This window comes from Chrysosporum bergii ANA360D (assembly GCF_029891735.1).
Lineage (GTDB): Bacteria > Cyanobacteriota > Cyanobacteriia > Cyanobacteriales > Nostocaceae > Umezakia > Umezakia bergii.
The window spans coordinates 1-19,814 of sequence record NZ_JANQDH010000070.1 but is presented as its reverse complement, the minus strand read 5'-3'; the positions used below and the strand labels follow the sequence as shown (position 1 = coordinate 19,814).

Genomic DNA, 19,814 nt, shown 5'->3' with positions numbered 1-19,814 from the left:
CATGGCATTAATTCGCCCCCTGTCAGGTAGCGGGTCATTTGGGTTAATGTCGGAAATTATCAAAAACGACCCCGACAGCTTTCTGTCTTTTCTGGTTTCCACCATGCAAGGTTCAACGGAAACCACCTTTTATATCATGGCCGTTTATTTTGGTAGTATTGGCATTATTCGTACCAGCTACACACTGCCAGCTGCCCTGTGTGCTGATGTGGCTGGAATACTGGCATCTTTGGCAATTTGCCGGATAATGTTTTGAAGAAACTTACCCCAAAACTGCATGAACATCTTAACAACACCGGCTAGAATAATCAAAGTTATATCCACAATTTTTATGTCTGCTGCCATTGGCTGGGAGTTGTGGAATATTTATACAGTCATCAGTCATATTAGTATACCCCCTGCCCTAAATTTTATTTTTTGGTTAGAACGTTTTGCCATTACAGCCCACTTAATAGAAGCCGTAATTGCTGCTCTTTATGCAGCAACCAAACAAAAAACCCCCATTAAATACGCTATTTATACCTTTTTTGTGGGTACTGTGGCTTTGATAGAACTATTTGCCGTAGAAGAAAACAGGATAAAAAAGCTTACATAGCATAACTATCAACACCCCGCTTACAAGTGAAATATCTGCAAACCAGGTACAGCAAATAACGGTAAAATTAACTAAATTAACAATCTATTTCCCATTGACTTACCTGTTATATCATGTATTGCGACTACCTGGTACAGATCCTCACTGCCCGTGTGTATGATGTTGCCCAAGAAACACCACTGGAGTATGCCCCCAACCTCTCCACACGATTAAATAATCAACTCTTGCTGAAGCGGGAAGATATGCAGTCAGTCTTCTCCTTTAAATTGCGGGGTGCTTACAATAAAATGGTTAATCTTTCTCCCCCATTGCTACGCCGGGGTGTCATAGCTGCATCTGCGGGAAATCATGCCCAAGGTGTCGCCCTTGCTGCTAGTCGGTTGGGAACACAAGCAATTATTGTTATGCCCGTGACTACTCCCCTGGTTAAAATAGATGCTGTTAGGGCTAGGGGTGCGGAGGTGGTACTACATGGTAACACCTACGATGATGCTTATGCTTACGCCCGCCAATTGGAAGCAGAAAAAGGACTAACTTTTATTCATCCCTTTGATGATCCTGATGTCATTGCTGGACAAGGGACAATTGGTATGGAAATTTTGCGCCAATATCAACAACCCATCCATGCTATTTTTGTAGCCATTGGTGGCGGGGGCTTGATTTCGGGAATTGCTGCTTATGTAAAACGATTGCGCCCAGAAATTAAAATTATTGGTGTTGAACCCGTCGATGCAAACGCCATGTATCAATCAATGAAGGCTGGTCATCGGGTGGAGTTGTCCCAAGTGGGTTTATTTGCTGACGGCGTAGCAGTGCGACAAGTGGGGGAAGAAACTTTTCGTTTATGCCAAAACTATGTAGATGAAATTATTTTGGTTGATACAGATGATACTTGTGCTGCTATTAAAGATGTTTTTGAAGATACAAGATCAATTTTAGAACCTGCCGGCGCTTTGGCTATCGCAGGTGCTAAAGCCTACGTTGAACGAGAACAAATTCAAGGGCAAACTTTAATTGCTGTTGCTTGCGGTGCTAATATGAACTTTGACCGTCTTCGTTTTGTGGCCGAACGGGCAGAGTTCGGAGAACGTCGTGAAGCAATTTTTGCAGTGGCTATTCCTGAACAACAAGGCAGTTTGCGGAAGTTTTGCGAATGTATTGGCAAGCGCAACCTGACTGAGTTTAATTATCGCATTGCCGATGAAAAAGAAGCTCATATTTTTGTGGGTGTGCAAATTCAAAACCGTGCTGATGCAGCCAAAATGGTAGAAACTTTTGAAAGTTGCGGTTTTAAAACCATTGACTTAACAGATGATGAATTGACAAAATTACACCTGCGGCACATGGTTGGTGGACACTCTCCCCTAGCACATAATGAATTACTTTATCGTTTTGAGTTTCCCGAACGTCCAGGGGCATTAATGAAGTTTGTGGGTTCTATGAGTCCTAATTGGAATATTAGTATGTTTCATTACCGCAACAATGGGGCAGATTATGGGCGAATTGTGGTGGGGATGCAAGTACCTCCCCAGGAAATGCAGGAATGGCAAGGTTTTCTTGATAGCCTCGGTTATCGTTATTGGGATGAGAGCCAAAACCCTGCATACAAACTCTTTTTAGGTTAAATTCCGTAAGACCGAGGATAAGGCTTGAGGAGTGTTTTACCTTGATAAACATGAACAACATTGATCTCGACTCCTCCCCGCTTAATGGGGATGGTGGCAATTTCAGTTAGACTGTTAAAATGATGACGATAGCTAGCCATCAAGTCTGTTCTATTTTTAAAGGCAGCTGTGGTAACATAAAGTGCGTCCTCTCCTAGCCATTGGTCGGCTTTTGACCAATAAGCAAAGCCCCGCAAGTCTTGACCAATATCAAAGCAGGTAATGGGGGTGTTAGTTATGGGTTTGAGCGACATGGCAATGGGACCCGCGAGGTAATAACGATTGGTAAATATAAAGCTGGAGTTTTGTAACGCTGTCTGCAAGATGGGAGATGTAACAAAGCCTTGCCGTAATTGCTGAATGTCGATTAATTCTGTGGATGGGTCCTGTTGAGGGGGTAAAAATCCCCCCATAATGGCGTTTTGGCTGGGTTTTTGGAATATACCCGTGGTCACTTGCAGAAGAGCAATGAGTAAAATGGTCGCAATCATCAGCCCAGAACCTAAAAGCCATCGCCGCACCCAACACCGCGATCGCTTTTCCCAAATACTTACTTGTTCTCCTAGCAACACAGTTACCCCCCAAAATCCCGGCATTGCCCAAGCTGGTAAAATTTGCCTATATCCTCCCATAAGGGTAAAACCTAAAGTCAAGGGTAGAGATACCCATAATATCAATAGTTCAGCATTTGGGTAATTTTTCCACTGGTTTGATGATTTTTGAGAGAAAATTTTGGTTATTCTATCTAAAAATGTTCGCAAATTAACCCACCAAAGGGGTAATCCTATGGAGGGGAACAGATAACCCATCTCAGCTAAACACACACCAACCACACTGAGGACACTATAACCGCTCTGGGGTACTGCACGTTCTGACTGAAAACGCAAAGAAACCCAATCATGTTGTAAATTCCAGAATAAAATAGGGGAAATGGTAATAATACACAAGCCTATCCCCAGCCATGTCCAGAAGGAAGCCATAGCACACCGATGACGGGGACTAGTTAAGCAAAAACCTACCAGCCCCAAACCTAACACAAAACCATGATATTTACTTAAACAGGCTAATCCTACTAAAATTCCCAGGATGGCTAAACGGTAACTGGGTTGGTATACATCTACATCTAACTCATTGTTGGTGGGGGGTTTGGCTTGAGAAAAAAACTCATGGGCCGCACAATATAAACTAGCAGACCAAAATAATATCAATGGGGCATCCGGAAGACTGAGAATACCAAAACCAATCATGAAAATGGGGCTAATAGTGGCGATCGCTAAGGTAAAGTAAGCAGCCTTAGAGGAGAATAACTGACGGCTAGTAAGATATAATAATATTAAACTGCCTGTGTAACAAATCAGCGCCCCCAGGCGAATTGTAAATTGAGAAACTACCCCAGTCAACCAAGGACCCAAGCCCGTGGTTAGCGCCACCATCACGGGATGATCAAAATAACTCCAGTCTAAATGCAGGCTATAGAGATAGTAATAAGCTTCATCAGCAGTTGGGTATAGCCAGAAAGCTATCAAACCTCTAAATACTAGTCCCCCAACTAGCAAACAAAGCAACGACTGATTAGTTTTTTCCACCAACCATTTTTTGGGTATGTGCATTTACTGACATCACCGCTAAAATTTAGATTAATCATTTGACACTCCCTGACCCTTTAGGACGGGGATTCTGTATTCTACCTTGCCACTCGCTCCAATAACCCAAGTTGCCGGTAATAAAATCCGGACAATGATAAAATGTAGGAGTCCTAACATTTGAAATTGTTTCTCCCCATCCCTCTCAATAGCCCACATTTATTTATGGTTTTACCCAGAGGGGATACAAGCCCAAAGGTGAGGTGGTTTTTTAATGACTAATGATCAAATCAGCCAAAAATTATCTTTCCCCGCTATGGGCTGCGGCACTTGGGCATGGGGTAATCAATTACTCTGGGGATATGATGAAAGCATGGATGAAGAGTTACAAGGTGTTTTTAACCTCTGTGTCAGTAATGGTGTAACCCTGTTTGATACTGGTGACTCCTACGGAACCGGAAGGTTAAATGGGCGCAGTGAGTCACTACTGGGAAAATTTACCCAAGCATATCAAGGAGTAAATAAAGATAATATTTCCATTGCCACTAAGCTAGCGGCTTATCCGTGGAGATGGACTCGTCAAGCAATGGTCAAGGCTTGTCTGTCCTCTACCCAACGCCTGGGGAGAAACGTAGACTTAGTACAAATGCACTGGTCAACCGCTAATTATGCCCCTTGGCAAGAATTAGGCTTGTTGGATGGTTTAGCAGATTTATATGAACAAGGTTTAGTTAGGGGGGTGGGCTTATCTAATTACGGACCTAAACGGCTGCAACGTGTATATAAGAAATTGGCAGACCGGGGAGTCCCCATTACCACCCTACAAGTACAATATTCTTTACTGTCTACTTATCCTGTAACTCAATTAAAACTTAAGGATGTTTGTGATCAGTTGGGAATTAAGTTAATTGCCTATAGTCCCTTGGCTTTGGGCATATTAACGGGGAAATATCAAGAAAAAAGCAGTTTACCGCCCGGTATCCGTGGTTTATTATTTAGGCAACTATTACCGGGAGTGCGATCGCTTTTAGAATGTTTGCGGGATGTGGCAGAATCAAGAAATAAAACCATGTCTCAGGTAGCAATTAACTGGTGCATCTGTAAAGGAACTATCCCCATTCCCGGGGCGAAAAGTGTGGCACAAGCACGGGAGAATATAGGGGCTTTAGGTTGGCGCTTAGATGCTGGGGAAATTGCGTCTTTAGATCAAGCAGCTGCTACTACAGATAAAAAAATGGTGCAAAACATTTTTCAAACTCAATGATAAATCCCCCTCTGCCCATACCCTCATTTTAGGGAAGTTCCGGAAAAACCCATTTAGGCGGTTCCGTCATTTTTTTCCGCAGGCGTTCTTCTGCTATTTCCAGCATTTGGTCTAAGGAAGTTTCCTGAATAAACTTGCTGGTGGCTTCTCTAAACTCGACGTGGGGGCATTTATCCCCTAAAATGCAGCCGTTAACGCAGGTTTCTACACAATTAATTTGCTGTTCCACAGTGATTTCCTCTCTTTAAAACATATGGCAGATACCAATGATCTAACTCTGGTAGCATCAGTACTATCGACTACTACTTTGACCTACTCTGTAAAGGTGCGGTGTAATATCCAATTCATTTACCTTGGGTGAACATCCCTGAGAGTTTGTTGTACCCAGGCAGCTTTTCAGATTGCTTGCAGAAATGTAGCGCATCATTCCAGACAACCCTTACACAACCATACAACCGAGCTAAACTCTGTTGCTGTTGGTCTGTCGGGTAAAATCTGTATTGATATCTAGCTTTCATGCTTTGTGCTAACATTAATCTGTTAAAATAGATTATACAGTATTTAAGCAAAAATAACAAGTGGTTTAAGACATGAAAGACATAGTATCTCAGTCCTGAAAATACACTTGAGGTGCTGAAGAAATATATCCATAATCAAGAAAAGCCGTCGTATAACGACGGGGTTTTCAACCCATTTTTTAGATAATTTTTTTGCTAAAAACTTAACTCATGTCCCAACTCTTAGCTATTACTGAAACCATTGCCGCCATCGCCACTGCTGTCATGCCTCAACAGGGTAGTGTTAATATTGTCCGGGTATCTGGTTCCCAGTCTATGTCCATTGCTAAAGCTTTGTTTTACGCCCCTGGAAGTCAACTTTGGGAAAGTCACCGCATTCTTTACGGTCATATCCGCCATCCCCATACTAAAGAATTAGTTGATGAAGCTTTATTATTAATCATGCTCGCCCCCCGTTCTTATACTCGTGAAGATGTGGTAGAATTTCACTGCCATGGGGGAATGATGGTAGTACAGCAGGTTTTACAACTGTGTTTAGAACAAGGAGCTAGACTTGCCCAAGCAGGGGAATTTACTTTCCGAGCATTTTTAAGTGGACGAATGGATTTAACCCAAGCTGAAAGTATCGCCGATTTAGTCGGAGCTAGATCCCCCCAAGCTGCCCAAACTGCTTTAGCTGGTTTACAGGGCAGATTAGCCCGTCCTATCCGGGAGTTACGCGGCAAATGTTTAGATATTTTGGCGGAAATAGAGGCTCGAATTGATTTTGAGGAAGACTTACCCAGATTAAATAGTAAAGCCGTAACATCAGATATTGAACACATAGCCACAGAAGTTAACAGATTATTAACGACAAAAGATAAAGGCGAATTGCTGCGAACAGGTTTAAAAGTGGCAATCGTAGGGCGGCCTAATGTGGGTAAATCTAGTTTATTGAATGCTTGGAGTCAGAGCGATCGCGCCATTGTCACTGATTTACCAGGTACAACTAGAGATGTGGTAGAGTCTCAGCTAGTGGTGGGGGGAATTCCCGTGCAAGTCTTGGATACTGCGGGTATTAGGGAAACAGCAGACACAGTGGAAAAAATAGGCGTAGAGCGATCGCGACGTGCCGCTAGTGCTGCTGATTTAGTATTATTAACTGTTGATGCGGCCGCAGGATGGACGGAAGAAGACCAAGACATTTATACACAGGTGCAACACCGCCCCTTAATTCTAGTGATCAATAAAATTGACCTGGTAAAAACAGGAAATATTAACCTTGGTAAATATCCCCATATTGAGCCAGTTGTTACCACAGCAGCAGCCCAAAGTCAAGGTATTGATGCTTTAGAAACAGCCATTTTACAAATAGTACAAAGAGGAAAAGTGCAAGCTGCGGATTTGGATTTAGCAATTAACCAAAGGCAAGCGGCAGCCCTAACTAAAGCTAAAATAGCTCTAGAACAACTACAACTCACAATTGTCAAACAATTACCCCTTGATTTCTGGACAATTGACTTACGAGATGCTATTCAAGCATTAGGAGAAATTACCGGAGACCAAGTTACAGAGTCAGTGCTAGATCGGATTTTTAGCCGTTTCTGTATTGGCAAATAAATAATTAAACCCGTTAACACAACAATTTTATTGATTACCAATGTCTTATATAGCTGAAAATAATCCTACCAACGCCCTAATAGTGGGGGCTAGTCAAGGTATAGGACTAGGGTTTGTGAAAAAACTCCTAGCTGATGGAAGAATTACCAAAGTGTATGCAGCTTATCGTCAACCTGAATCAGCCGGGGAGTTGATGGCTTTAGCCAATCAATATCCTAATAAATTAACTTGTCTATCCCTAGATATTACTGAAGAATCCCAAATTGCCGCAAGCGTGCAACGCATTGCAGCAGAAGTGAATAAATTGCACTTAGTAATTAACTGTGTAGGTATATTACATGACCACACCTTACAACCTGAGAAAAGTTTAAAACAAATTAACGCGGAAAATTTGCTGCGCTACTTCCAAACTAACAGCATAGGTGCTATTCTACTAGCTAAACATTTATTACCCTTATTTCGCCATAGTGAAAACAGCGTATTTGCCACCATTTCCGCTAAATTGGCCAGTATTGGCGACAACCACATTGGCGGTTGGTATGGCTATCGTGCTTCTAAAACCGCCCTGAATATGTTTATGCGAACAGCAGCAATTGAATATGCAAGAACCTGTCGGAAAACATTACTAGTAACCTTACATCCAGGAACAACAGATACACGCCTCTCCCGTCCATTCCAAGGAAATGTACCAGCGGAAAAACTATTTTCAGTGGAACTTACTGTTACTCAATTACTGTCTGTAATTGAACACCTCCAAGACGGTGACAGTGGAGAATTTTTTTCCTGGGACGGTAGTAAATTACCTTGGTAACACCTGACAATAATGAACAGTTCTGATTATAATTCCTTTCCAGAAGAACCAGTAGATTTAACTCCCAAAACCATTAAACGAGTAGAAAAGGGAGTGGCCTCCGCTAAAGATAGCGCAGTGCGTCAAACTACATCAGAAATTCTGCATCGGTTGGAAGCCATGGCTGAGGGACACCCAGAAACTAGAGTCCATGCTACTATACGCCGTTGCGTAGTGCGATCGCTCATTCATACTTTGTTTCGTGTCCAGGTGGAAAACCAGGACAAAATACCAAAACAACCAGCCATCATCGCCGCTAACCATCTCCACCATCTCGACCCCTTATTATTGCTGGGGGAACTCCCTACTTATCCCCACTACTACCTCCTCGGTGATGCTCGTACCCTGTATAACAAATTCTGGAAACGTTGGCTACTGCGGTTAGTGGGGGGTGTAATTCCCTTAGAACGGACATGGAGAGAAGAAGTCGCGGTTATAGAAGCTGCAAAAGCAGGAAGACAAGACCTTTTAGAACTAGCCAAAGCAATTGAGAACAACGTACCCACAGGGAAAGACATCCAAACTTTGCGACAAATAGACCGTATTGTTTTAGGAATTTTATCCCAGGGTGACGGATTAGTACTATTTCCCGAAGGACGGTTAGGAACTGTTGAAGGTCAGTTACACCCCCTCAAACGGGGAACAGTAACTTATGCTTTACGGGCTGGCGTACCCATAGTACCAGTTGCACTCATTGGTACTCACCACCTTTATTTAGGCAAAAAATTAACAGTGCGGTTTGGGGAGCCATTATACTTTCCTCCAACTTCCCGAATCAAGCGCCAAGAAGTGGATGCAGCTGTAGAGAAATTACAAAACGCCATGATTAACTTGTTACCAGATAACTATCAAGAACCACAGTGTGAGAAAGTGTTCAGTAATTTGTTTAATTATAAGTGATTATCAGTTATCCCCGGTTTAGCGCTAGCTTCATACCGCATAACACCACAAGTGATTGCATTGAGAGGAGAATCATCATCATATGAGTGCCATGCTAACCGAATTTACCCTTGCCAACTTTAAAAGTTACAAAACCGGCCGCTTACCCCTTGGTTCTTTAACCTTGCTAATAGGTGCAAACGCAGCAGGCAAAAGTAACGTCCTTGAAGGTTTGCGCTTTTTGTCATGGCTGGCACAAGGACAAAAACTTTCCAGTATTCAATATACTGTAAATATTACGCCGGGAGTAGTGCGCGGTCGAGTAAATGACTTATGCCGTCAAGGAGAACCACATTTTACCCTTGGATGCAGATTAAATTTACCTGAGTGGAACAAATTAAATATAAGTCTGAGCGTCCGTGATGGAGAATTACACATTGCTTGTGAGCAAATCACTGATTCAATCAATACAGTACCTTTATATGAGTTAGATCAACCTTCCCAGGGAATAAATACAGATGTCACTGTTAACTATAACAACTTTACCAAGGGAAGAAACAAGCCGAAAATAACTTGCACCGACCAAATGGCTATATTTGTGCAATTAGATAGTCCTGCTCGTTTTGATGCCAAATATGAAAACTCCCAAAAAATAATTCCTGAAACTGTCCGGGAATATCAACAAGTCTTAAATAATATTTTATTTTTAGATCCCGTTCCTGCCAGAATGCGTGAATACAGCTTTAAGTCTGATAAACGATTACGAGAAGATGGCACAAATCTTTCCAGCGTTTTATATCACTTATGGACAAACCAACCGGAAAATCAACAGATAATCCTTAATTTTATCCAAAGTTTACCAGAACAGGCTATAGATGGGCTAGATTTCCTGTTAGGTCCTAGGGATGAAGTGATGGTGAGATTGGCAGAAACTTTTGGTGATAATCGTCGCTACTGTGAAGCAGCATTATTATCAGATGGTACATTACGAGTATTGGCCATCGCTGCTGCTATGTTATCAGCTACAAAAGACAGTTTAGTAGTAATTGAGGAAATTGATAACGGTGTTCACCCCAACCGCGCCAAGCATTTATTAACAAGTATCCAAGATATTGCGGAAAAACGTAGACTGCGAGTACTACTTTCTACCCATAACCCCGCCTTAATGGATGCCTTACCTGATGTTGCCTTAGAGGATGTAGTTTTTTGTTTTCGAGATCCAGAGGAAGATAATAAAGGTAACAGTAGTTTAATTAGGTTGGGAGATATGTATGATTTTCCCAGTCTGATATCCCAAGGACAGCTAGGACACCTGGTAACTACTGGTATAGTTGATCGGTTCGTCAAGTCACCCCACACTCCAGAAGACAGAAAACAGCGAGCTATCGCCTGGTTATCTCGTTTACAGGAGTACGAAAATGAGTAGTATTTTCCTGATTGATACTAGTATATTCCTCAACATTCTGAATGTTCCCAACTGTAACCAGCATAGGAAATCAGTTCTTGAAGATTATAAAACCTATTATCAATCTGGTTGTACTTTTTTGTTACCTATGGCGACCATTATGGAAACAGGTAATCATATTGCCCAAAATGGCGACGGTACAATACGCAGAAAAACAGCTATACGTTTTGTCGAAGAAGTTAAAGCAGCATTTAAAGGGGAAGCACCCTGGCAAACTACGAAATTTCCAGATACAACTACAATATTAGATTGGATTGATAACTTTCCCAATCTAGCTGGACAAAACAAAGCCCCAGATAAACAAGAAGGAACAAGCTTTGGGGATCTCAGTATCATTGAAGAATTTAATAAATTGTCTCAACGTTTCCCTACAAGAGAAATATATATCTGGTCACTAGATAGGGATTTACAGAACTATCACCACAAGCCAACATTAAATATTCCCAGCTGATTCTACTGATTCCTTTTTAACTTACTACTCCATAACCTTTGGAAAAACTGAACAATTTTAACAATTATTTCTTCTAGCCAAAGTATGGCAAGGTCAAGCCACTCTAGAATTTGCTCTAGAGGATGTTTGTCATAACCAATAAAAGTAGCTTCAACTTCTATCCAGTCTGGCTGGTAATCAACTTGACTATCAGGGTGATTCTCTGTTATGGCTTGGGAGTTGAGGTTTTGACAAGAATTGTTTGGCCACTGTGTCAGATATCCTCTGTACTTCGGCGAATTACCAAATAAATCATTCCAATTTACCCAAGAATCTTTGTCTAAATCTTGATTTTGTAACTGTTTATTTGCAGTTTCAAGTGAGAAACGGTGCTGTAATTTCATCTGACTAGGATTTTGGGCAATTTTTGGATTTTTACCCCCACCAAAAAAGTAATTAATAGCAGCCGCAATTAAATTAGCTAAACTATCACCATTAACTGCCACATTTTCTCTAGTAGCGACTTGTTCTCGTCCGTAAATAAATATATTGGAAAATATATAAAATATATTAAAACATATATCAAGCTGGTTTTGGGCAACTTGGATAATTTCCTGGCTACCTTGTCGCACCGGTAATAAAGCGTTGGTTTCCCATTTAGCAATAGATGTATCTAGGAATGCTATTAATTTATCAGTATTAAGTGAGGTGGTTGGTGTGCTGTGAGGTAATGCTGGTATATTAACTCTAATTCTGCTGGTGAGTTGTGCTAATATTTGGTTAACTTTGCCTAGTAGTTTACTCTGTGGTTGATTAGCAGTTAACCGCCAATCATGCCAATAATTACCAACTTCACTAATAATGCGGGCTGCTAATTTTGCCTGTTGCTGGGGTGTTAAAACATCTAAAATTTCATTGTCCGCAGTGACAAGGACTAAGTTACGATTGACTAAACTAGTGGCAATTCCCCGCACTACTGGCAAATAAGGCTGGATGTTTTCCGGCGAATTTTGGGAATTTGTGAACTTAGTCGGTTGGTTGGGGAGATGACCCCAAAGTTTTGAGGACACAAAACCCCACCAGGTCAAAGGTGGAGATTTTGACTCAGAAGGTAAACTTTTGACTGCTGCTAGGACTTTTTCAATGGGTGTATCAACACTTGAAGGGGTTTCCGGTTCTAAGTTTAACCGGGGTGGTGGTTCTTGAGATCCTAGAGTTTTGGGTGCTGATGTAGTGGGATTCAATAATAGGTATATGGGGTAAAGTAATAATTCCACACCCCACTGAGTTGCAACCTGCAAGTTACGGAGGGTATGATCCCACTGTTGTGTCAACCGCCGAGATTGCAGGTGGACAAAGTTTAGTAGTCTGCTTTGATAACGTCCAGAGGAACCGGAAGACATGATGGTAATTTATCGGTTTTAGTCTTGTTGATTTGTGATACTCCCGCCCAACAATAAGTAAATAACTATGGCAACTAACTTGATCTTAACGAAAATATGAACCTGCCCATATCACAATCTCATAATCAATTAATTTCGGCAACTGTTGACCACCTGCGTTCTTTTTGTCAGGTTAATATTCAATGTAGTTGGCTATACCAAGAATCTGACTGCAATATAGCTCATCTTGCTACATCTGATTGGTCTACTTGGCAGCCCGTCCAGCTTAATCATAAGAAACATATTACCTGGACAGGAGGGAAAAAAGTGCTGTGGTTGGTGCAAAAGTTGATAGTTCCCTCAAATTTACATGGTTATGCTTTAACTGGTTTGTCTTTGCGGTTGGCGTTGCTCTGGTGGGCAGATTCAGTTGAGATTTATGTTAATGGCGAGTTAGTGCTGGAGGGAGATTTATTTGATTGTGCGCCAAGGGTTTTGCTTGGTCAAGGGGTGACTCCTGGTGAGGAGTTTCTTGTGGCTTTACGTTTAGTCAGTCCTGGACATGATCATGGTGCTTTGGTGCGATCGCTGCTTGTATATGAGTCCAATGATCATCATAATCCTGATCCGGGTTTTTTGGCGGATGAGTTGGCGGTGGTACAACTTTTTTTAGCCAAGTTTACCCCAGAAAGGTTGGTGGCTTTGGCCGAGGGTTTAAGTGAAGAGAGCAACCAGCAGGAATTTTTCAAGATTTTGGCCGCTCATTACCGCCGTATTTCAGCGTGTATAGACGGTTTAAAGAGTAAAATCTATTTATTAGGTCATGCTCATTTAGATTTAGCATGGCTTTGGCCTGTGAGTGATACTTGGAAAGCCGCACAAAGTACTTTTGAGTCAGTGCTAAAGTTACAGGCTGACTTTCCTGAGTTGATTTTTTGTCATTCAACCCCAGCCCTTTATGCTTGGGTTGAAGAACATCGTCCAGATTTATTTAAAAAAATTCAACAACAAGTAGAAGCCGGACAATGGGAAGTCGTGGGCGGTTTGTGGGTAGAACCTGAACTTAATTTAATTTCTGGTGAGTCTATTGTCCGTCAGTTGTTGTATGGTCAGCGCTATATACGGGCTAAGTTTGGTCAGTTTTCCACTGTGGCTTGGTTACCAGACACTTTTGGTTTTTGTGCTACCTTACCGCAGTTTTTAGTCAATGGGGGAATTGAGTTTTTTGTCACTCAAAAATTACGCTGGAATGATACTACTGAGTTTGATTATGAGGCTTTTTGGTGGCGATCGCCTGATGGGAGTAAAATTTTTAGTCTCATGTCTGCCCTCATCGGCCAAGGAATTGACCCGGTAAAAATGGCAGCATACGCCTGTGAATGGCAAAGCAAAACTGGTTTAAAAGATAGCCTCTGGCTTCCTGGGGTTGGCGACCACGGAGGCGGACCCACCCAAGATATGTTGGAAACTGCCCGACGCTGGCAAAATTCCGCTGTTTTTCCTGATTTAGAATTTACCACTGCACAACAGTATTTACAGCATATCCAGGAACAAGCAACCCAACCCTTTCCCACCTGGAACGATGAATTATACTTAGAATTTCATCGTGGTTGCTACACCACCCACGCAGATCAAAAACGCTGGAATCGCCGTTGTGAAGACTTATTATATCAAGCTGAACTATTTGCTACTATAGCCACTCTCACCTGTAACAGTACCTACCCCTACCAAAAAATTACCACAGCTTGGCAGCAAGTATTATTTAACCAGTTTCACGACATCCTACCAGGTTCTGCCATTACCCAAGTTTATCAAGATGCACTACCACAGTGGCAGCAAGTGGAACAAGTAGGAACCGAAATATTACAAGCATCACTGTTAGCCATTGCTTCCCAGACCGTTCTACCCCCACCCCCCCATCCTCAAGCACAACCAATATTTGTTTTTAATGCCCTGAATTGGCAGCGTTCTGAGGTAGTATCTGTAACCATACCTTCATCTGAGCAACAATGGCAAGTCCAGGATATTTCCGGAAAGCCGATGATCTCTCAGTTATCAGCATCCTCAGAACTACTATTTTTAGCTGGAGAAATCCCCCCAGTTGGCTATGGGGTGTTTTGGATTTTTCCCGGTTGTTCATCTCCTCAATTCCCCATGTCCTCAAACTGGACTTTAGAAAACCAATACCTGCGGGTGATGATTAATCCTGACACCGGGGATTTATCCAGTGTGTTTGATAAAATTCATAACCGAGAAATTTTAACTGGTGCCGGTAATCAACTACAAGCTTTTGAAGATAGCGGTCAATATTGGGACGCTTGGAACATTGATCCTAATTATGCCCAACATCCTTTACCAGCCACAGAATTAAAATCTATACAATGGCTAGAACAAGGAATAGTACAAAGTCGTTTACGAGTCGTGCGTCAATTAGGTGGGTCGGAATTTTGCCAAGACTATATCTTACAAGCGGGTTCACCAGTGTTAAAAATTGCCACTACTGTGCATTGGCGAGAAAATCAGGTCATAGTCAAAGCGGCTTTTCCAGTGAATGTAGAAGCTGATTTTGCCAGTTATGAAATTCCCTGCGGTGCAATTCGTCGCCCCACTCAACGCGACACAGCCGCAGCACAAGCTAAATGGGAAGTTCCCGCTTTACGTTGGGCTGATTTAACTGAAGAAACCGAAAAAGGTATTTATGGTGTTAGTTTGCTCAATGATTGTAAATATGGTTATGATAGCCAACCCCGTCAATTACGCCTCACCCTGCTACGCAGTCCGAATTGGCCTGACCCAGAAACTGACCGAGGCTTTCATCAGTTTACATACGCACTGTACCCCCACCCAGGCGGTTGGGAGTCAGCCCACACCGTGAGGCGTGGTTATGAGTTAAACATACCCTTACAAGTCATTACTTACCCTCTAATTCCTGACCACCAGTCACACCCTCACCCCGATACTACACGGTCTAGGGTCAGTTTTCTAAATTTATCAGCCGAAAATTTAATCTTAATGGCTTTCAAACCTGCTGAAGATCAGACCCAGCAATTAATCTTGCGGTGTTATGAATGTCATGGAGAAAGAGGGGAATTGGTTTTGCAAGGTGATTTAGGGCTGAGTTTAAGAAATCAAGTAGATTTGTTGGAAGTTAACTCATCTGATTTACAAAACTTAAGCATACAGCCCTGGAAAATCGCTACTTTCCTAGTGAACAGTGAACAGTGATTAGCCTGTACACTGTTCCTCTAATCTAGTCTTCGTGATCTTCAAAGGGGTCCGCCAACTGTTTGCTAGGAGGTCCAAAGGAAATATAAATGGCAAAACCAGTAATGGCAACTAAGGCAGCGCCAACGGAAATACTAACAACTACTGCGGGTTCCATAAATTAGCTATTAATTATGAGTGCTATTCTTATAGAATATTACAGAAGATGAAAAAAAGCTTTGGTAACTGATCTTAGGTGAACTATGGCACAACGCACTAGGTTGGGAGATATTCTCAAACCCCTTAATTCTGAATACGGTAAGGTGGCTCCAGGTTGGGGTACTACCCCTTTAATGGGTTTTTTTATGCTCCTATTTTTCGTATTTCTGCTGATTATTCTGCAAGTTTACAATAAGTCTTTGTTGATTCAAGACGTACTTGTTGATTGGCGGAGTTTAGGCGGTTAACTGAACACAGCTAATTTATACCCGGCTTGTCCGGGTTTTTTTATCGGTGTAGCGTCCACAGTGTGAGTTATACTCGTAAAAGGCAAGATGCTCACACGACAATGATTATGCAAGATTTACCTTGGCATTGTATATTTATAGGAGAAACTGCATGAATATATTTGGTATCGGTTTGCCAGAAATGGCTCTAATTATGGTAGTGGCTTTGTTAATTTTTGGTCCGAAAAAGTTGCCAGAAATCGGCCGCAGTATGGGTAAAGCAGTTCGCGGTTTTCAAGAGGCTTCTAATGAATTTCAAAACGAGTTTAAGCGGGAAGCAGAACAAATACAACAAGCGGTAAAAACTTCTGCTGAAATCGAACCCAAAAAACTGGAAGCTGCTAAGTCTGATCAGGATGCTGCTGGTTCTTCCTCCATTAGTTAAGCAACAAGCCTGGAGTAACTAGGGTTGGCTGAATCAAGGTTAGTTATACCTGTTAACTTTGTTTCCTGTTTCCTATCCTTACAAATAACCTTTTCAGCAAACCGCCAATTGATTTGAAGCAAAATGACAGAAGTAGTTACACAACCATCTTTGGTAATTCCCCAATTAATTGTGGGTTTGGGAAATCCCGAGCCTAAGTACGACCGCACGCGCCATAATATTGGCTTTGCGGCCATAGATGAACTATCGCGTCATTGGCTGATACCTTTGGCAGAAAACCGCAAGTTTCAGGGGGAGTATGGAGAGGGTGTAGCATTGGGTAATCATAAAGTGCGCTTACTCAAACCCTTAACTTACATGAATAACTCTGGACAGTCCATCCAGTCTGTGACTAGTTGGTATAAATTGTCGCCAGATTCTGTGCTAGTGATTTATGATGACATGGATTTACCTTTGGGTAAAACTCGTCTCCGCTTATCTGGTTCGGCCGGGGGACACAATGGTATGAAGAGTGCGATCGCTCATTTGCACACCCAAAACTTCCCACGTTTACGAATCGGTATTGGTAAACCCAATCATAGCAGTAATCAGGATAATTCTGAGTCTATTTCTCATGTGCTGGGCAAATTTTCCGCCGCAGAAACTCAACTCATGTCTGTGATCCTTGGGTTTGTGGTGGAATGTGTGGAATTTAGCCTTAAACAAGGGGTGGAAAAAACCATGAATCTTTGTAATACTCGCACTGTTGATCTAGCTTGATAACTAATGTTGGTATTTGGCAAGTGTCCCGCTATCCATCCCCACCCTATAGAGGAATGGGGAATTTCGCGGATATTTGTTAAAAACGTCGCTTGCGTCTAGCTAATACTGCCTTACGCTTGCGCTTTTCTAAAGGTGTTTCAAAGTGCCGATGAAATTTGACATCAGCTAATATACCAGCCTTAGAGACCTGGCGTTTAAACCGACGCAAAGCTGAATCTATACCTTCGTTTTCTCCTAGAACGACTTGGGTCATTCTTGCCGTATCCTCATAATCCATATCCTCCATTCTAATATTAGCTTTAAACTTAGCCAAACATCATCAGTTGTCTTCCCCATTACAGCCGATTTGTACTTGATGATGAAGCAAATTGTTACTTAATATATCTTTGGTTTAATAATTGGTAATCAGTATCTTTTGCTTTCAATTACTCAGAATTTGCAGCTAAAGAAAGAGCTAGTTGATAAAGTTGACGACGGGGAAGAGAGGTAATTTTTGCTAATTCTCGGCTGGCTTGCGATCGCGATATTCCCTGATTGATCATGGCCAGTAATTCCGCTTTGAGTTGTTCTTCCGTGAGTTGGGGTTGAGTAGGCGGAACCCCCGCAGCAATTAAAGTATATTCACCTTGGGGTTCACGTTGGCTATAATGGGCGATAGCCTCGGCAATGGTTCCCCGCCAAAATTCCTCATAAATCTTAGTTAACTCCCGTGCCAAGACAATTTGGCGATCGCTTCCCCAAACTGTGGCTAAATCTTGTAAAGTTTCTCGTAAACGATGGGGTGATTCGTAGAAAATTAAAGAGCGACTTTCTGCCTGAATAGATGCTAAATATTCACGTCGTTTTTGTCCTTTAGCCGGGAGAAAGCCCTCAAAAACAAACTTATCCGTGGGTAAGCCTGCGGCACTTAAAGCCGTAATTGCCGCACTAGCACCAGGGATAGGCACAACTGCCAGCCCCGCATCAACACAGGCTTTTACCAATTCATAACCAGGGTCAGAAATTCCCGGCATTCCCGCATCACTCACCAAAGCGATGGCTTGTCCATGACTCAGATAGTCTAATAATTCCGGGATGCGGCTATGGCGGTTGTGTTCGTGGTAACTGATTTGGGGTGTTTTAATGTGAAAATGCTGTAATAATTTGCCAGTGTGGCGAGTGTCTTCTGCCGCGATTAAATTTACACTTTGCAAAATTCGCACTGCCCGAAAGGTAATATCTTCCAGGTTGCCAATGGGTGTACCGACAACGTAAAGTGTTCCTGGTGCGGGATCAGTGGGCATGAGTGAAAAAATAAGACCTAGCGCATAGAAATGAATGATTTAAAATCCCCACGGCGGTTATTTGTGGGTTTAATCACCTTGGATTTAATTTACCGGGCTGATTCTGCCTCTAGCAATAATCAACGGCGAGCAGAGCTACTGGCTTCAGACATGGGGGTTAGCCGTTGGCCATTTCAATCGCCCTCCCCATTCTTTAACTAATTCGCTTGTACTAATACCTCTAATTTTTGCTTCTTCTCCAATATTCTACCATGCCCTAGGTGTTAAAACTACGGTTGTTTTTGTTTTAAATTAATCATAAAGTATTGGTATATTTTTTAATCTTTTTTGTCCTTTCATCGTTGCCATTCTTAGATATACTATGTATACTAAATATACTATAGGCAATAAAAAGGAGGTTATGCAAGAGTGTTAGAAACCAACCCCAAAAATACTATATACTATAGGAATATAAGGAGGAATTAATGCTAGACCTATCAGCAATATTAGCGATCGCCCGTCAGGTAAGTTGGGGTGCATTAGATATACTCAGATCCTACTACCACGGAACCGCACAAGATTTAGATGTACAGTATAAACAAGATGGTAGCCCTGCCACTGTGGCAGATACTGTTGTGAGTAAATATATTATAGAGCAGCTACAAGCGGCTTTGGGGCATGAGGATTTTGCTTATATAAGCGAAGAAACCTATAAATCACCACTAAAACCCACATCTTCTCAATGGGTGTGGGTTATTGATCCTTTAGATGGTACACGAGACTTTATCCAAAAAACTGGGGAGTATGCCATTCACATTGCCTTAGTCAAAGAATCACGCCCGGTTTTAGCTGTGGTGGCTGTGCCGGAAGCAGAAAAGTTATACTTTGCCACTAAGGGAGGGGGTACATTTGTGGAAACCCGTGATGGATTTTCTCCCATACAGGTGTCTTCCGGTAAGCCCATTGAAGATTTAACCGTAGTTGTGAGTCGTTCTCACCGCAATGAACCTTTAGATTATTTACTAAAAAACTTACCTTGTCAAAATCATAAATCTGTGGGCAGTGTAGGTTGTAAAATTGCTACAATTCTAGAGCAACAAGCAGATATTTACATTTCTCTTTCGGGAAAATCTGCCCCTAAAGATTGGGATATAGCAGCACCAGAACTAGTTTTAACAGAAGCTGGTGGTAAGTTTACTCACTTTGATGGTACTTTATTGCAATACAACACTGATGATATCCATCAATGGGGTGGTTTGCTGGCAAGTAATGGTGAGCATCATCAACAGCTATGTCAGACCGCTGAAAATTTGTTAAGTCCTATGGTTGACATACTCACCGACCTTGAAGGTCGGTGATTCTTGACAGTTCACAGTAACTCGCTGTCGAAACAGTCTTACAGTCACTCCCTGTCCATTTTAGGTCGTGCCGATGCCCCATGCCGACCATTTTTATATTCTGAGCAG

Annotated in this window: 21 protein-coding genes and 1 pseudogene; 15 read left to right on the top strand and 7 right to left on the bottom strand. The window is 42.1% G+C overall.

The annotated features are described in order from the left end of the window. The 3 genes and pseudogenes from NWP17_RS10410 to ilvA form a co-directional block, all read left to right on the top strand. Window positions 1–256, top strand: a pseudogene (locus NWP17_RS10410) (spore maturation protein); the annotation flags it as partial. 75 nt (window positions 257–331) lie between these two features. Beyond that, complete coding sequence (locus NWP17_RS10405; RefSeq protein ID WP_280654839.1) at window positions 332–595, top strand: hypothetical protein; 264 nt, start codon at window positions 332–334, stop codon at window positions 593–595. 113 nt (window positions 596–708) lie between these two features. Beyond that, window positions 709–2,220, top strand: coding sequence for a threonine ammonia-lyase, biosynthetic (ilvA, locus tag NWP17_RS10400; protein WP_280654838.1), 1,512 nt, complete (start codon window positions 709–711; stop codon window positions 2,218–2,220). On the opposite strand, the gene NWP17_RS10395 is transcribed toward ilvA, so the two are convergent. Continuing rightward, a complete protein-coding gene (locus NWP17_RS10395; protein WP_280654837.1) occupies window positions 2,217–3,869 on the bottom strand; it encodes an ArnT family glycosyltransferase in 1,653 nt (550 codons plus the stop codon). The genes ilvA and NWP17_RS10395 overlap by 4 nt on opposite strands. A gap of 247 nt (window positions 3,870–4,116) precedes the next feature. Here NWP17_RS10395 and NWP17_RS10390 point away from each other — a divergent pair, with 247 nt between their 5' ends. Further along, window positions 4,117–5,106, top strand: coding sequence for an aldo/keto reductase (locus NWP17_RS10390; RefSeq protein ID WP_280654836.1), 990 nt, complete (start codon window positions 4,117–4,119; stop codon window positions 5,104–5,106). 28 nt (window positions 5,107–5,134) lie between these two features. Here the strand turns inward: NWP17_RS10390 and NWP17_RS10385 are convergent, their stop codons facing one another. Both NWP17_RS10385 and NWP17_RS10380 read right to left on the bottom strand, forming a co-directional pair. Continuing rightward, on the bottom strand, window positions 5,135–5,335 hold the full coding sequence (locus NWP17_RS10385) for a hypothetical protein (RefSeq protein WP_280654835.1): 201 nt from the start codon (window positions 5,333–5,335) through the stop codon (window positions 5,135–5,137). Window positions 5,336–5,450: 115 nt separating this feature from the next. Continuing rightward, window positions 5,451–5,624, bottom strand: a complete 174-nt coding sequence (locus NWP17_RS10380; protein WP_280654840.1) for a helix-turn-helix domain-containing protein — start codon at window positions 5,622–5,624, stop codon at window positions 5,451–5,453. 210 nt (window positions 5,625–5,834) lie between these two features. On the opposite strand from NWP17_RS10380, the gene mnmE reads away from it, so the two are divergent. The 5 genes from mnmE to NWP17_RS10355 all read left to right on the top strand — a co-directional run bounded on the left by mnmE (window position 5,835) and on the right by NWP17_RS10355 (window position 10,868). Continuing rightward, window positions 5,835–7,223 carry a tRNA uridine-5-carboxymethylaminomethyl(34) synthesis GTPase MnmE gene (gene mnmE / locus NWP17_RS10375; protein WP_280654834.1) on the top strand — a complete coding sequence of 463 codons (1,389 nt, stop codon included), beginning with the start codon at window positions 5,835–5,837 and terminating at the stop codon, window positions 7,221–7,223. 40 nt (window positions 7,224–7,263) lie between these two features. Then, window positions 7,264–8,034 (top strand): SDR family NAD(P)-dependent oxidoreductase, encoded by a 771-nt coding sequence (locus tag NWP17_RS10370; protein ID WP_280654833.1) that lies wholly within the window; start codon window positions 7,264–7,266, stop codon window positions 8,032–8,034. A gap of 12 nt (window positions 8,035–8,046) precedes the next feature. Next, on the top strand, window positions 8,047–8,973 hold the full coding sequence (locus NWP17_RS10365; protein WP_280654832.1) for a lysophospholipid acyltransferase family protein: 927 nt from the start codon (window positions 8,047–8,049) through the stop codon (window positions 8,971–8,973). 82 nt (window positions 8,974–9,055) lie between these two features. Beyond that, window positions 9,056–10,378, top strand: coding sequence for an AAA family ATPase (locus tag NWP17_RS10360; RefSeq protein ID WP_280654831.1), 1,323 nt, complete (start codon window positions 9,056–9,058; stop codon window positions 10,376–10,378). After that, window positions 10,371–10,868, top strand: a complete 498-nt coding sequence (locus NWP17_RS10355; RefSeq protein ID WP_280654830.1) for a hypothetical protein — start codon at window positions 10,371–10,373, stop codon at window positions 10,866–10,868. The genes NWP17_RS10360 and NWP17_RS10355 overlap by 8 nt, the downstream gene beginning before the upstream one ends. A gap of 2 nt (window positions 10,869–10,870) precedes the next feature. On the opposite strand, the gene NWP17_RS10350 is transcribed toward NWP17_RS10355, so the two are convergent. Beyond that, entirely contained in the window at window positions 10,871–12,250 is a 1,380-nt protein-coding gene (locus NWP17_RS10350; RefSeq protein WP_280654829.1) for a hypothetical protein, read from the bottom strand. A gap of 96 nt (window positions 12,251–12,346) precedes the next feature. On the opposite strand from NWP17_RS10350, the gene NWP17_RS10345 reads away from it, so the two are divergent. After that, a complete protein-coding gene (locus NWP17_RS10345; RefSeq protein WP_280654828.1) occupies window positions 12,347–15,454 on the top strand; it encodes an alpha-mannosidase in 3,108 nt (1,035 codons plus the stop codon). Between the two features lie 25 nt (window positions 15,455–15,479). Here NWP17_RS10345 and psbN read toward each other — a convergent pair whose 3' ends face one another. After that, a complete protein-coding gene (psbN, locus tag NWP17_RS10340; protein WP_280654827.1) occupies window positions 15,480–15,611 on the bottom strand; it encodes a photosystem II reaction center protein PsbN in 132 nt (43 codons plus the stop codon). Window positions 15,612–15,696: 85 nt separating this feature from the next. Between psbN and psbH the strand changes: the two genes are divergently transcribed. The 3 genes from psbH (at window position 15,697) to pth (ending at window position 17,083) form a co-directional block, all read left to right on the top strand. Beyond that, complete coding sequence (gene psbH, locus NWP17_RS10335; RefSeq protein ID WP_280654826.1) at window positions 15,697–15,900, top strand: photosystem II reaction center phosphoprotein PsbH; 204 nt, start codon at window positions 15,697–15,699, stop codon at window positions 15,898–15,900. A 151-nt stretch (window positions 15,901–16,051) separates the two neighbouring features. Next, a complete protein-coding gene (locus NWP17_RS10330) occupies window positions 16,052–16,324 on the top strand; it encodes a TatA/E family twin arginine-targeting protein translocase (RefSeq protein WP_280654825.1) in 273 nt (90 codons plus the stop codon). A 123-nt stretch (window positions 16,325–16,447) separates the two neighbouring features. Beyond that, window positions 16,448–17,083 carry an aminoacyl-tRNA hydrolase gene (gene pth / locus NWP17_RS10325; protein ID WP_280654824.1) on the top strand — a complete coding sequence of 212 codons (636 nt, stop codon included), beginning with the start codon at window positions 16,448–16,450 and terminating at the stop codon, window positions 17,081–17,083. 79 nt (window positions 17,084–17,162) lie between these two features. Here pth and rpsU read toward each other — a convergent pair whose 3' ends face one another. After that, complete coding sequence (gene rpsU, locus NWP17_RS10320) at window positions 17,163–17,339, bottom strand: 30S ribosomal protein S21 (RefSeq protein ID WP_280654823.1); 177 nt, start codon at window positions 17,337–17,339, stop codon at window positions 17,163–17,165. Window positions 17,340–17,511: 172 nt separating this feature from the next. Next, entirely contained in the window at window positions 17,512–18,369 is an 858-nt protein-coding gene (gene rsmI, locus NWP17_RS10315) for a 16S rRNA (cytidine(1402)-2'-O)-methyltransferase (protein ID WP_280654822.1), read from the bottom strand. A 30-nt stretch (window positions 18,370–18,399) separates the two neighbouring features. Between rsmI and NWP17_RS10310 the strand changes: the two genes are divergently transcribed. Both NWP17_RS10310 and NWP17_RS10305 read left to right on the top strand, forming a co-directional pair. Then, window positions 18,400–18,570, top strand: a complete 171-nt coding sequence (locus NWP17_RS10310) for a hypothetical protein (protein WP_280654821.1) — start codon at window positions 18,400–18,402, stop codon at window positions 18,568–18,570. Between the two features lie 263 nt (window positions 18,571–18,833). Continuing rightward, on the top strand, window positions 18,834–19,706 hold the full coding sequence (locus NWP17_RS10305; protein ID WP_280654820.1) for a 3'(2'),5'-bisphosphate nucleotidase CysQ family protein: 873 nt from the start codon (window positions 18,834–18,836) through the stop codon (window positions 19,704–19,706). Window positions 19,707–19,814 lie beyond the last annotated feature (108 nt).